This is a genomic window from Pigmentibacter ruber (genome assembly GCF_009792895.1).
Lineage (GTDB): Bacteria > Bdellovibrionota_B > Oligoflexia > Silvanigrellales > Silvanigrellaceae > Silvanigrella > Silvanigrella rubra.
The window spans coordinates 470,128-483,271 of sequence record NZ_WSSC01000001.1 but is presented as its reverse complement, the minus strand read 5'-3'; the positions used below and the strand labels follow the sequence as shown (position 1 = coordinate 483,271).

Here is a 13,144-nt window from a genome sequence, read left to right as displayed (position 1 = left end):
ATGAGAAAAGACAAACAGCAGATACTATCCAGAAGTGATTCTCAAATTGATGATATGGCCTCAAAATCTGTTCCTTATCATGCCTCAAAACAACAGCATGCGCTTGCTTCTAGTAGAATTCCCAACTTTGCTCAAATGAGTGCAAAACAACGTTCTCAAGCCTTAACAACCAGAAATATTATTAGTCATGAAGACGCTTCCATTTTGAATAATTCGGGTGCATTAAATATTGATCAAGCCGAAAAATTTATTGAAAATTGTATCGGAGGTTTTACGTTACCTCTTGGAATTGCAACAAATTTTTTAATAGATGGAAAAGAAATTTTTATTCCAATGGCTGTTGAAGAATCAAGTGTTGTTGCAGCAGCAAGTTTCGGAGCTAAACTGGCAAGAACATGTGGTGGTTTTACTTCAACTCCTACTGAGACGATTGCAACATGTCAAATTCAGTTCATTGTGGCACCAAGCTTGAATATAAATACTCTTTATCATGAATTTTTAAGAGAAAAATTAATTGCAATTGCACAAAAATGCCATCCAAGGTTAATTGAAAGAGGAGGCGGTGTAAAAAGTATAGAATTAAGAAGTTTAAATAAACTTGGATACTATGTTTTACACGTAAATGTTGATACAAAAGAAGCAATGGGAGCAAATATAGTTAATAGTATTGCTGAAGAAATAGGAAGAAAATTACCAGAACTGATCCCATGTTCTGTAGGTTCTAAAATTCTTACTAACTTAACAACACATCGTATTTCAAAAGTAAAATGTGAAATTGAATTTTCAGCATTAGAGCGAAATGGTTATTCAGGTGAAGAAGCCGCAAAAAGAATTTGCTCTGTATGGGAATTTGCTGATTTAGATCCTTTTAGAGCAGCAACTCACAATAAAGGAATTATGAATGGAATTGATCCTGTAGTAATAGCAACAGGAAATGATTGGAGAGCTGTTGAAGCTGGGTGCCATGCATATGCTTCTCTAACAGGTGTTTATAAACCTTTAACCAAATGGTTTATAAATTCTGAACGGCGCTTACAAGGTGAAATAGAACTTCCTATTGCAGTTGGTACAGTAGGTGGAGTTACAAAATTACATCCAGCAGCTACAGCATGTTTAAAATTATTAGGATCTCCGACAGCTTCCGAGCTATCAGCAATTATTGCAAGTGTCGGTTTAGCACAAAATTTATCTGCAATCAGAGCGTTAGGTTGTGAAGGAATTCAAAAAGGACATATGGCACTTCACGAAAAAAACTTAGAAATGATGCGACAATACGATCATCTTCCAAGTATATCTGTTGTTGATAATCTACGCCACAAAAATTAAAGAAGTTAAATTAATGCATGAAGTAAATGTTAAGATCCCTGCAAAAGCTATGCTTTTTGGGGAATATGGAGTATTGAATCATGGGAAAGCAATAGCTGTTACTTTCGACCAATACTTTTTTAAATTTAATATTAAAGTTTCTTCTAATTTTAAAGACAGTTCCCTTATTAAAATTAAAAGTGATTTTTTTTCTAGTAAAGAAATTGAATTTTCTAGTAAAGAACTAGAACTCAAAACTCCACTTGATAAAAAAACTTTATTTTTTATCAAGTTACTTCAACCTTGGTATTGCTATATCAAAAATAGAAATATAGAAATTTCAATTTTAAATAGTTATTCTCCAAGCCTTGGATTTGGCTCTTCATCAGCCATCATATCTGGAATTGCAGTAGCATTTAATTCTATTTTTTTAGATAATAAGCCAATTTTTTCAAATCCTATTTTTTGGAAAAATATTCGTCAATCTATTATAAATGTTCAAGGGAAAGGGAGCGGATACGATGTGGCTGTTCAATTAGCCCACTATTTGTCTCAATCTGAAAATGAACCTATTCAATTTTGGGTATTTCAAAACCAAGAAGACTCCGAAATACCAAATATAACAAAATTTAAACCTAAAGATGATATAAATTTATATGGTTGTTTCCTTAAAACAAACATTTATTCTGATACTAAAAAAGCAATATATATTTTTTCTCAAGATAATAAAAAAGAAGAATTCGCTAATTCCCATACAAAATTAGCTGAGAGTTTTATTAATGATTCTAGTATAAAAAACTTGAATTACCTGATGAAATCAGCGCAAGTAATAGCAAGTAAGCAAAATATTCTTCCAGTAGAAGAAACAACTTTTAATAATTTAATAATTCAATTAAATTCATATAAAGTAACATTCAAAACCATGGGAGCAGGACATGGTGACTGTTTATGGACATTGGCAACACCTGATTATTTAATCAATAACTGCAAAATTTTAAAAGATGATATTGTTTTTGCCTTTAGTAAGGTTGGAGATTTAAATGAAAGATAACCTAATTTATACTGACCTTCCTCCAAGATTAATTGAATTAAATAAAGTTGTTTATAATCTATTTGATTCAAAGAAAATATTTCTTCAAAATGGGGATAATGGATTTTCCTCAGCACCAAGTAACATTGCATTAGTCAAATATTGGGGTAAGAAAAATGATGAACTGCAATTACCTCTTAATTCAAGCATAAGCTTTACGTTAGGTGGTTTTAGGGCGTTTACCAAAGTAACAGTACAAGGAAGATCTGTTGAAAAATCAGAAAATCACCCTATGTTATTTAAGCATAAATTATTTTTAAATAATGAAAATTTAGAGACAAAAATACCTCTTAAAATGGAAAAAATAATAAATACTATTTTACTTCCTTGTATCCAATCATTAGCTTTAGAAATAAAAAGTCAAAACAATTTTCCAACCGCTTGCGGTATTGCTTCTAGTGCAGCGGGATATGCAGCACTTGTGGGCTCTATAGCAGATCTTCTCCAACTTGATAAACACTTTTCACAAGATAATTTACTATATTGGCTAACTCAATGGGCAAGAATTGGCAGTGGGTCTGCAACAAGAAGTGTTTTTTCTGATAAAGATTTTTTTGTTAAATGGAAAGTTGAAGATCAATTACCAGAAAATAAAAAAATATATAGTGACACTTTATCTATTCCTTATAACGAAAAATGGACTGATTTAAACCATTTAGTTTTAGTATTAGACTCTTCTGAAAAAAAAATCAGCAGTTCAGAAGGACATCAATATGTCCATACATCTCCATTCCAAAATATTAGACTTGCAGGATTAAATTCAAAGTTACATTTATTAGAACAAGCAATAGCAAATTTTGATTTTAAAAAGGTGCAAGAAATTTCAGAAGAAGATGCAATATTAATGCATGCTGTTATGCAAACCTCCTCACCAAAGGCTTGCTACTTAACCCATGAAACTTCTGATATTATTCATTCATTTGTACAACGTAGAAATAAATTACAAGCTGAGGCATTTTGGACATTAGATGCAGGTCCTAATATCCATATTTTATATATGCCGTCAGCTTGTAACTTTATACACGATTTTATAAAAAATCTTGAAATAAAAAAATCAGGCTCATTAAAAATATTAAAAAACAACTTTTCAGGTGGATTAATGCTTGGAAGAAATAATTTTTATGAAATGAAAAACAAATTAAACACTACTGGTGCTTTATCATGAGTGAATATAAATCAATAAATAAGCAAGTATTAACACATTTAAATCTAAATGCTAATGCTGGCGGCAAAGCTATTTTAATTGGAGAACATTCAGTAGTCTATGGACATAAAGCTATTTCATTAGCTCTTCCAGATATTAGATTAAACATGCAAATTTGTCCTGATAAATTCACAGAATCATGGGAAGATTCTTGGGAGACCAGAATTAAAGGAAATATTTATCAGACAAACAAAGAAATACAAAAACTTTTAACTTTAGCATTTGAAAAGGCTTTGCAGCTTTGTCATCCTTCTTTAGAATTAAAACATTTTTCCCCCCAAAAAATAGTTATTCAATCAGAAATTCCTTTGGGTGGAGGAATGGGGGGCAGTGCAGCTATTAGCACCTGTTTAGTTAAACTTTCTATTGAAATAGCAAAACATAAGCACTTACTTACTCAAGAAATTTCTAATGAAACTCAAATTCAATTTTCAAATGATGTAGATTGTTTGTTCCACTCAGGAAAAGCAAGTGGTTTAGATGTTACAACTGTTGCATGTGATGGTCTGATAGAGTTTAGTAAAGAGAATGGTTTTAAATATATTAAAAATGCGAAAGAATTTTGGCTCGCTTTGGTCGATACCAAAGAAAGAAGTGATACTGCTTCTATGGTAAAAAAAGTTGCTGATTTTTTAAAAATAAATCCTGACAATGGCAAGAAATATTTAGATAATCTTAGTAAACTAACAGATAGTACTTTAGTCTTTTTAAAAGAAGGCAGGTTACTTGATATTGCAAGTAACCTAAATTGCGCACAATTATTTTTAGAAAAACTTGGTGTATCAACAAAAAAAATAACTGATTTAATTAAAACCTTGCAATCTAATGGGGCTTTAGCAGCAAAGCTTACTGGAGCTGGAGGCGGTGGATTAGTTTTGGCACTATTTGAAAAAAAACCTGAGCATTTATATAATATATTTAGTGAAGACGTTCTCTATATCACTAAAGTACCTGTTTATGAAGAACAATACTAATAACCTAAAAATCTCCACCTCTGCGACCAACGCATTAAAAAAGAAGACCTTCATTGATGTTAAATCTCTGTCTGAATGGAGTCAAAGAGAACTTACTACCAACTTCAAAGATATTATTTTACATTTTGTGTTTAGTTTCACAAGCATCAACACAAGACGCAGCTATTTAAACGACTTAAAAGAATTTAATTTATTTTTAGAAAGAAAAGGCATTTTTTGTATTAAAAACATTGATGAAAAAGTATTAATTTCTTGGAATAATGAATTAAATAGTAGAGAAAATCTAAATCAAAAATCTATTAGAAGGAAATTAATTGTTATTTCTTCTGTATTTATGTTTTGTATAAAAAGAAAATTAGTTAGTAAAAACCCTATGGAATTTATTCAGAAACCTAAATTAACTTTTGAAAGTAAAACAAATGCTTTAACTTTTGCTGAAGTAAAAATTTTATTACAATATTTAGAAAATAATTATTTAGAATACACACAGCAAAATATTTTTTCTCGTTCTTCTAAAGCTGCAATATTGGCATATTCAGTAATATCTACATTACTTTCTGTTGGAATGCGTGTAGAAGAACTCTGCCAATTAAAATTAAAAGACATTGAAAGCAACCCAGACTTTACAAGACTACACTTAAAAGTAAAAGGGAATGAGCAACACTCTCCAATTATTCATCCTAAAACTGCATCTATTATCGAAAATTATCGCAAAATTTGTAGAAATAATGCCAATGAAAATGACTATTTATTTGTTCGTAGTCAAAATGTAAAAATACAAACTAAATTAACCCAACCAGCCATATATAAAATGTTAAATATAGCAATTCAGTCTGCTGGCATTGAAAAAAAAATCAGCCCTCACAGTTGTCGAGCAACATTAGCTACTTTATTACATAATCAAGGCACTCCAATTGGAGAAATTCAGCACTTATTAAACCATAAAGAAATCTCAACAACTGCTATTTATATAAAGAAAGCAAATGAAATTGAGGAATCTGCTGCATTGAAATTAAATTTAGATAAATTTCATCCTAAATAAATTATTGTATAGTTTCAATTATTTCAATGAAGTCAAGAATATGTAATGAGCATTCTTGTTCTGTAGCTTTTCCCATATCAGCTAAAAATCGAAGTTTAATTCCTTCATCAATATGGATTTTTGAATGTATTACCCTATAGGAATCTAAATATTTTTTATTTTCCACAAGTATTTTGGCATATTCATCAACTGCAACTTTTAAATTAGAATAGTCCAGTAAAGTAAATTTTTCGTAGTCATTAATCAAACTTTTTGCTGCTTCTAAAATAGTTACTTTAATATTCGTATTAGTGCTTATATTTCCAGGTTCACTTTTCTCTTCTTGATTTTCCTTACTTTTATTAGGGCGAAAGGGAATTACATTATTAATTACATGAGCTTCAGATACTTCATCTTTTTTAGGTTCATCCACATTCTTTACATCACTTTCTTCAATTTCCATGTTTCCTCCAAAGAGCAGGAAAATTAACAACATGACAATTCAGGAAAGAGAGTTCAATACTATACAGATTTATCGACTTTTATTGTTATTATGTTTAAAATTATAAATTTTATTAATTATTTTAAAGTGTTATATTGTAATTTTTACAATATTACTTTCTTTCTTGAATGTTTTGTTTAAATTAATCTTGTTTTGAATTCTAAATTTTTCCCTCATTTCAAGGCTTTTAGCATGATGTTCTAGTCCTTCAGCTTGAGCAATCATTCTTGCAGATCGAAAAAGAGTTGTTGAAGAATTTATTTCTTGTTTCGTTTGAAATCGAATAAAGTCACAAACAGATAATCCCGATGAATATTTTGCTTTTCCCAAAGTAGGTAATGTATGATTTGGCCCACTTAAATAATCTCCTAAAGCAACTGGAGAGTATTCTCCAATAAATAAGGCTCCATAATGTTTCAATCCTTCGCACGAAATACTTTTTGCACACCACTGCAAATGTTCCGGTGCGTAATGATTGCAAAAAGAAATCAGTCTCAACGGATCTTCAGCATAAATAAATTGAATTTGTTTCTCAATTAAATTTTTTGGATCTGAATGTGTAGCGACTATTTTTTGAATGAGAGTTTCGAGTATTAATTTATGACAGGAAACAACAACAGCACAAGAATCTTCACCATGTTCACATTGTGCTAAAATATCTTCCAAGATTAAATCGATTTGTGTATTTTGATCTATCACAATTAAAATCTCACTCGGACCTGCTATCGAATCAATTTTAATTCTATTTTGTAATTGAAATTTTGCTTCAGAAACATAACGGTTTCCTGGTCCAACAATTAAATCGCATGAAGGCATTAAGTCATAACCAAAAGCAGCTGCACAAATTGCTTGAGCCCCACCAATTTGTAAAAACTGAGTTGCTCCAGCAAGAGAAGCAGCTGCAAGTAAAACTTCATTTGTACTCGGTGAAAATGCAATTCTTTCTGAACATCCTGCTACCTGTGAAGGAATTAAAGTCATCAGTGCAGATGAAATAAGAGGTGCTTTTCCTCCTGGAATATATGCAGCAATTCTATCGATCGGTGCTATGATTTGACTATATTGACCATGCTCATCTGAAAATGAACTCGATGAAAAGGATTCCATTTGGAATTCTGCAAATCGACGAATGCGACTAGCCGCTAATAATATTGCTTCTTTTAATTTTTTTTCAAGAGGATATTCTTTAAAAGGTTTTAATTGAATCCATTTCGGTAAAAAGTTATCAAATGCTAAACTATATTCATTGATAGCTAAATCTCCACGTTGAGAAATATCTAAAATCATTTTTTCAACATCTTTTGAAGTTTTGAATGAATAATCTAAGGGTTTTCTTTTCCAGTTTTGAGTTGATATTATCATTTTGTTCGCGCCCTCAATTCATTTACAATGTCTTTATAGGAAACCCCTTTTGATTTGGCATCTACAAGAAGAAAATAAAGCAAATCTGCTGATTCCCAACGTACATGTTCATAATGAACTGCTTCTATTAATTCTTCTGTCTCTTCACGTAATTTTTCGAAACGCAGATTTTTATCTAAAAATAGCTTTGAAGTAAAAGAATTAAGATTCAATTCATTTATTTTATTTTCAATTATTTTTTCTAAAGAGGAAAGGCTAAATTGATTTCTTTGTGAAGAAAAACAACTCCATCGCTTTAAATGACAAGCCTTATTAACTTGTTGAACTTGAAAAATGAGTGAATCGCCATCACAATCAAAATCTGCTCGAATTAATTTTTGAAAATTATTTGAATTTTCACCTTTTATCCATAATTTATTTCGAGAACGACTCCAATACACACCTTTTCTAGATTGAAAGGCCATTCTTAATGATATTTCATTTGAATAGGCTAACATTAAAACTTCTTTTGTATCTATATCCTGAACGATTGTAGGTATGAGATCATTTTTATTAAATGATAAATTTGCAATAAAAGCATCATCTAAGGAAAGAAAATTGGTATAGATCGCCATTCCAATTTGACAATTTGCGCCTTGTTGATTGATAAAATTAATGTCATCTTGAGTAGAAATTCCTCCCGCAATAGTTAAAGGAACAGAAGAATTATATATTATTTTGGAAATTCTTTCACGATCTATACCCTGTAACATTCCTTCTTTTAAAATTTGTGTATATAAAAATTCGCTACATTTATAAGATAAATTTTCCATTACATCTAATACATTTTCTCCTGTTTTATGCGTCCATCCATTATTACACAACTCATCATTTTCTGCATCAATTGCAATTATGATTGATTCTTTAGTTAATTCAGATACCCAATTTTCTTTAGCTGCTGTTCCAATTATAATTTTCGTCGCCCCAGATTTTAAATAATCTATAGCAATTTGTTTATTACGTATTCCTCCTCCAACACGACAAGGAATTTTTTGTAATATTTTTTTAATAAGTTCTGTATTGTTTCCTTGATTCAAAGCTGCATTTAAATCTATTAAAGCAATTTCTCCGTACAAACTAAATTTTTCTAATAATTCAAAAATATCATCTCTTGCAATTACTTTTTCTTTTCCTTGCCGCCATTGAACAGCTTGTCCATTATACAAATCAATACTAGGGATTAACATCTTTTACTTCCTTTGAAATACGAACAGGTATATCCATTTGTTTCATGAGTGTTTTTATTTGTTGAATTTTTATTTCATTTCTATGAAAAATGCCTGCTGCCAATGCACCATCAGCACCTGCCTTAAAAATATCGATAAAATCTTTTTCTTTTTTTGCTCCGCCTGAAGCAACAATTGGTATTGTTAATTTATTACTAAGCTGTTTTATAATATTTTGTTCAAATCCAGCACCTGTTCCATCACGATCGATACAAGTCAAAAGCAATTCACCAGCACCTCTTTGAGTAACTTCATTAGCCCAATCAATCACATTTTTATTAGTTTGTTTTGTACCGCCATGAATGAAAACATTATCAGAAGAACCACTACTCAAATAATCAATAGCAATAACAATGCACTGTGACCCAAAATAAGACGCGACTTCATCAATTAAATTTGGATTCTGGACTGCACTTGAATTGATCGATACTTTATCCGCTCCTGCTTCGAGCAGTGCAGTTATATCCGCTAATTGATGAATTCCTCCCCCTACTGTAAAAGGGATAGTGAGTACTTTTGCAACTTCAAGAACAATTTCTCGTATTGCCTTACGGTTTTCTAATGAAGCACTGATGTCGAGTAATACTAATTCATCTGCTCCTTCATCTTCATATTTTTTAGCTAAAGAAACAGGATCTCCAAGCGTGATGAGAGAATCAAATTTTTGTCCTTTTACTACAAGACCGTTTTTAATATCTAAACAAGGGATGATTCTTTTTAATAGAGCCATTGTTTTAATAACCTTAATCCAATTGTTCCTGATTTTTCTGGATGAAACTGACAAGCAGTGATATTACCTTTATTTAAAATTGCACTATATTTTTTTCCATTCACAAAAGTTGAAATGGTAAATTTTATTTCAGGTGAAGCAAATGAATTTACAAAATAGACTTGTTCAACTTGATTATTATTTTTATAGTAAATATTTGACCAACCCATCATAGGCTGCTTTGGACTTTCTAATTTAACAATTTTTCCTTCAAAAAATGAAAGCCCTTTTATTCCAATATCTTCTTCACTTTCTGAAAATAATATTTGTAAACCAATACAAATTCCTAATAGGGGTTTATTTTTAATAGTCCAATTTTGAAGTTCATCTTTTAAATCGGATTTATTTAAATGATTTAAAACAGAACCAAATCTTCCTTGTCCAGGAATAACTAATTTATCTATCAATTTAAATTGTGCTTTATTTGAGATACGAATAGAATTTAAATCAATTCGTTTTAATGAATTTTCAAGACTTATAATATTCCCAGATCCTGTTTCTAAAATTCCAATTAATGGTTTTTTTAGCATATTTCTCCTTTCGTACTCAATATTTTTTCTGAATTATTAAGAGTAAATGCTTCTTTAAGTGCTAAAGCTAAAGATTTAAAACTTCCTTCTACTAAGTGATGATTATTATCAAAATATAAAGTTTTAATATGGAGACTAAAATTCCCATTTGAAGATAATGATTTAAAAAAATGCTTCCACATTTCAGTAGCTATTTTTCCGATAAATTCTCTTGAGAAAGGAAGATCAATAACACATTCTCCTCTTCCATCTAAATCAAGTGCGCATAATATTAAAGTAGAATCCATAGGTAATAGTCTTTGACCATATCTCATCAAATTCTTTTTTTTCAAACGTAATTCATTTAAACATTCTCCCAGTAATATAGCTATATCTTCAATAAGATGATGATCATCTACATCAATATCACCCGTAGCACGAATATCTAAATCCCAATTGCTATGAAAAGCTAATTGTTCTAACATATGATCAAAAAATTTTAATTGAGTATCTATATTAATTTTCCTACTTCCATCAATATTTAAATTTATCGATATCGTCGTTTCTTTGGTTGTACGGTTTTTTTTAGATATTCTCATCTTAATAAATCCCCTATTTCATTAATTGAATCAATGACAAAATGCGCTCCTGTTTTTAATAAATATTCTTTATTTTTTTTCCCTACCCCGATAGCAACCGCATTTGCTGAAATTGCTGCACGAATATCATCTATTGTATCGCCAACCATCCAAACTTTATCTGTTTGAAGTTTATTTTTTATTAATTCAATTCCTTCAGAAGAAGGTTTTAAATTCTTCACATCATCACGAGAAATTATTTCTTTTATTTTTATAGGTAATTGTCTAGAACCAGCAAGTGCTTCTTCCCTTGGTCGACCTGTCACAATTGCTAAGTTATATTTTTTTATATAATTTCCCGTTTTATGATTAATAAGCACTTTTTCTTGATTATTTTTATTAATAATTTCTTGATATCTCAGTTGAAAATAATTTTTAATTATTTCAATATCATAATTCTTTCCTGTTTTATCTTTTATTATTTTTTTTGTTAATTCCCAGTCACAATTTAAACCACCTAAATTTCTTTTTATATTTAGATCATCAACTGTAATTTTTAAATCAGTAAAATAATTTACTGTTGAAATTATGCATTGATCATAAGTATTTTGCGTATCGATTAAAACTCCATCCATATCTAAACAAATCAAAGAGGGTCTTAAAATTTGCTGCATGAGCAAAAACAATCTATCTATATTTTTTGGAATCGTGATTCGTATGCAACCCTTTAAATAATTTTCATTAAATTTTCTAACTTTTACTCTATTTGAAATCAAAAAACGGTATAATAATTCTGATCTTTTTCTAGATAATTGAAGAAATATAAAATTACTTTCACTTTTTATTACATTTAGTGAAAATATATTTTTACATTGATTCGTGATATAATCTACATTTTTTTTTATAATTTTACTGTATTCTTTATTTTCTGTTTGGACATCATTTTCTAAAGCTCTTAATCCTAGTTGCAAACTAAAATCAGAAATATTGAAAGGAAAGATAAAATATTTGACTTCATTCAAAATATTTTCTTTGGCAAAAATATATCCTAGACGTATTCCAGCTAAACCATAAATTTTTGAAAATGTCTTGAGCACTAAAACATTATTAAACTCTTTGGCTAATTTAATACTAAAATCATTCAAAGAAAACTCTCCATATGCAGCATCAATTAATACAAGACTCCCCAATCGTTCTGCATAAAGGATGAGTTTGCGTAAAAATAATTCATCTAAAACTTCGCCAGTTGGATTATTTGGACTGGTTAAAACAATTAATTGATTTTTAGACACGGAATTAAGTAATAATTTTTTATTTAGTGCAAAATTCGGTTTTGGAAAAATTTTTAGAAGATTTAATGAATTTTTTTCTGCTGCTTCTAAATACATTCCAAAAGCAGGAAGTGGAAGTAAAATTTTTCTTTTTTGTTTCGCAGCCATTCGGAAAATTAAATCGATCCCTTCATCTGCCCCATTTGTACTTAATATATTTTTTTCAGAACAAGAAATTGTTTTTGCTAATTTTTTTTCAAATTCTTGTTTATCAGGATATTTCCATAAAAAATTTAAATTTAAATTTTTAGTTGCTTCAATTAACCAGTTTGGAAAACAATCACTTCTTTCATTAAAATCTAATTTCAGTTCAGTTAATTCATTTTTATTTTCCATTTTACATAACTTTCCTAATTGGAATTTCTAAAATATCTTTTGCCCCAGCAATATTTAACTTAACAATTAAATCGGGAACATCTTTTAATAAAACTGCAGATTTAACCGAATACCAGTTCGATTTAAAAAGTTTAGAAACAGTTACAGAACGCATAGAAGGCAAAATAGAAACAATTTGATTTAAATTTATTTCCTCACAATTCATTTCTAAAAGAACTCTATTTCTCGCTTGAATTACTCCCTGCATGATGGATAAAATATTTTCTATCTGTATTTTTTTATTTGGATCATTCATTGCTTGCTTATTTGCAATAAATTGCGTTGTACTTTCAAGAATTGTACTTACTATTTTTAAATGATTTGCTTTTAAAGTGGCTCCTGTCGCAGTATTATCTACAATAAGATCTGCATCTTCTGGAGGAAAAACTTCCGTTGCACCATAAGAACGAATAAATTTAAATTGATATCCATTTTGATTTAAAAATTGTTTAGTTAAATTTTCATATTCTGAAACAACAACTATTGGTCTATTTTTTAATTGTTCTATATCTGAATTTTCAGGAATAGCGGCAATGATTTTTACAGGATCGAAACCCAAATCTAGCAAATTTACGACGTTGGAATTTTGTTCCTTTATCCAATCAAGACCTGCAAAACCTATATCATGATGGCCTAATTCCACTAAAGGCGGGATATTTTGACTTTTTAAGAGTTTTATTTCTATATTTTTCCTTGAAACATGCGGTCTATAATTTCTATCCGTCGCCGAGAAATTTAATCCACATTCTGAAAGTATATCGCAAACTTTATCATAAATTCGACCTTTGGGTAGAACTATGCGTAGTACCATATTAATATTTCCTTAATTTTGAACGTTTTTTCTATTCACCACATGCTT

The 13,144-nt window shown here is 29.7% G+C and carries 13 protein-coding genes; 5 read left to right on the top strand and 8 right to left on the bottom strand.

What is annotated here, in order from left to right:
• The 5 genes from GOY08_RS02045 to GOY08_RS02025 are packed head-to-tail and all read left to right on the top strand — an operon-like array spanning position 1 to position 5,615.
• Complete coding sequence (locus GOY08_RS02045) at positions 1-1,326, top strand: hydroxymethylglutaryl-CoA reductase, degradative (RefSeq protein WP_158996895.1); 1,326 nt, start codon at positions 1-3, stop codon at positions 1,324-1,326.
• 13 nt (positions 1,327-1,339) lie between these two features.
• Positions 1,340-2,356 (top strand): hypothetical protein, encoded by a 1,017-nt coding sequence (locus GOY08_RS02040; RefSeq protein ID WP_158996894.1) that lies wholly within the window; start codon positions 1,340-1,342, stop codon positions 2,354-2,356.
• Positions 2,346-3,560, top strand: a complete 1,215-nt coding sequence (gene mvaD, locus GOY08_RS02035; RefSeq protein WP_158996893.1) for a diphosphomevalonate decarboxylase — start codon at positions 2,346-2,348, stop codon at positions 3,558-3,560. The genes GOY08_RS02040 and mvaD overlap by 11 nt, the downstream gene beginning before the upstream one ends.
• Entirely contained in the window at positions 3,557-4,573 is a 1,017-nt protein-coding gene (mvk, locus tag GOY08_RS02030) for a mevalonate kinase (protein ID WP_158996892.1), read from the top strand. The genes mvaD and mvk overlap by 4 nt, the downstream gene beginning before the upstream one ends.
• The gene (locus GOY08_RS02025) at positions 4,557-5,615 is read left to right on the top strand and encodes a tyrosine-type recombinase/integrase (protein WP_158996891.1); all 1,059 of its coding nucleotides are present in this window, start codon (positions 4,557-4,559) and stop codon (positions 5,613-5,615) included. The genes mvk and GOY08_RS02025 overlap by 17 nt, the downstream gene beginning before the upstream one ends.
• Before the next feature lies 1 nt (position 5,616).
• Here the strand turns inward: GOY08_RS02025 and GOY08_RS02020 are convergent, their stop codons facing one another.
• The 8 genes from GOY08_RS02020 to hisG form a co-directional block, all read right to left on the bottom strand.
• Positions 5,617-6,057, bottom strand: a complete 441-nt coding sequence (locus GOY08_RS02020) for a hypothetical protein (protein ID WP_158996890.1) — start codon at positions 6,055-6,057, stop codon at positions 5,617-5,619.
• Positions 6,058-6,186: 129 nt separating this feature from the next.
• A complete protein-coding gene (hisD, locus tag GOY08_RS02015) occupies positions 6,187-7,458 on the bottom strand; it encodes a histidinol dehydrogenase (protein WP_158996889.1) in 1,272 nt (423 codons plus the stop codon).
• The gene (gene hisE, locus GOY08_RS02010) at positions 7,455-8,684 is read right to left on the bottom strand and encodes a phosphoribosyl-ATP diphosphatase (protein ID WP_158996888.1); all 1,230 of its coding nucleotides are present in this window, start codon (positions 8,682-8,684) and stop codon (positions 7,455-7,457) included. The genes hisD and hisE overlap by 4 nt, the downstream gene beginning before the upstream one ends.
• Positions 8,671-9,453 carry an imidazole glycerol phosphate synthase subunit HisF gene (gene hisF, locus GOY08_RS02005; protein WP_158996887.1) on the bottom strand — a complete coding sequence of 261 codons (783 nt, stop codon included), beginning with the start codon at positions 9,451-9,453 and terminating at the stop codon, positions 8,671-8,673. The genes hisE and hisF overlap by 14 nt, the downstream gene beginning before the upstream one ends.
• Entirely contained in the window at positions 9,441-10,022 is a 582-nt protein-coding gene (gene hisH, locus GOY08_RS02000) for an imidazole glycerol phosphate synthase subunit HisH (RefSeq protein WP_158996886.1), read from the bottom strand. Before hisH ends, hisF begins: the two co-directional genes overlap by 13 nt.
• The gene (gene hisB / locus GOY08_RS01995; protein ID WP_158996885.1) at positions 10,016-10,600 is read right to left on the bottom strand and encodes an imidazoleglycerol-phosphate dehydratase HisB; all 585 of its coding nucleotides are present in this window, start codon (positions 10,598-10,600) and stop codon (positions 10,016-10,018) included. The genes hisH and hisB overlap by 7 nt, the downstream gene beginning before the upstream one ends.
• Positions 10,597-12,246 (bottom strand): aminotransferase class I/II-fold pyridoxal phosphate-dependent enzyme, encoded by a 1,650-nt coding sequence (locus GOY08_RS01990; RefSeq protein ID WP_158996884.1) that lies wholly within the window; start codon positions 12,244-12,246, stop codon positions 10,597-10,599. Before GOY08_RS01990 ends, hisB begins: the two co-directional genes overlap by 4 nt.
• Position 12,247: 1 nt before the next feature.
• Complete coding sequence (gene hisG, locus GOY08_RS01985) at positions 12,248-13,096, bottom strand: ATP phosphoribosyltransferase (protein ID WP_158996883.1); 849 nt, start codon at positions 13,094-13,096, stop codon at positions 12,248-12,250.
• Between the last annotated feature and the right edge of the window lie 48 nt (positions 13,097-13,144).

What these genes read in the sequence shown, in the direction of transcription:
- hisF (WP_158996887.1), bottom strand. Translation starts at nt 9,453, where the DNA reads ATGGCTCTATTAAAAAGAATCATCCCTTGTTTAGATATTAAAAACGGT.
- GOY08_RS02025 (WP_158996891.1), top strand. Translation starts at nt 4,557, where the DNA reads ATGAAGAACAATACTAATAACCTAAAAATCTCCACCTCTGCGACCAAC.
- hisB (WP_158996885.1), bottom strand. Translation starts at nt 10,600, where the DNA reads ATGAGAATATCTAAAAAAAACCGTACAACCAAAGAAACGACGATATCG.
- mvk (WP_158996892.1), top strand. Translation starts at nt 3,557, where the DNA reads ATGAGTGAATATAAATCAATAAATAAGCAAGTATTAACACATTTAAAT.
- GOY08_RS02040 (WP_158996894.1), top strand. Translation starts at nt 1,340, where the DNA reads ATGCATGAAGTAAATGTTAAGATCCCTGCAAAAGCTATGCTTTTTGGG.
- hisG (WP_158996883.1), bottom strand. Translation starts at nt 13,096, where the DNA reads ATGGTACTACGCATAGTTCTACCCAAAGGTCGAATTTATGATAAAGTT.
- hisD (WP_158996889.1), bottom strand. Translation starts at nt 7,458, where the DNA reads ATGATAATATCAACTCAAAACTGGAAAAGAAAACCCTTAGATTATTCA.
- mvaD (WP_158996893.1), top strand. Translation starts at nt 2,346, where the DNA reads ATGAAAGATAACCTAATTTATACTGACCTTCCTCCAAGATTAATTGAA.
- GOY08_RS01990 (WP_158996884.1), bottom strand. Translation starts at nt 12,246, where the DNA reads ATGGAAAATAAAAATGAATTAACTGAACTGAAATTAGATTTTAATGAA.
- hisE (WP_158996888.1), bottom strand. Translation starts at nt 8,684, where the DNA reads ATGTTAATCCCTAGTATTGATTTGTATAATGGACAAGCTGTTCAATGG.
- GOY08_RS02045 (WP_158996895.1), top strand. Translation starts at nt 1, where the DNA reads ATGAGAAAAGACAAACAGCAGATACTATCCAGAAGTGATTCTCAAATT.
- hisH (WP_158996886.1), bottom strand. Translation starts at nt 10,022, where the DNA reads ATGCTAAAAAAACCATTAATTGGAATTTTAGAAACAGGATCTGGGAAT.
- GOY08_RS02020 (WP_158996890.1), bottom strand. Translation starts at nt 6,057, where the DNA reads ATGGAAATTGAAGAAAGTGATGTAAAGAATGTGGATGAACCTAAAAAA.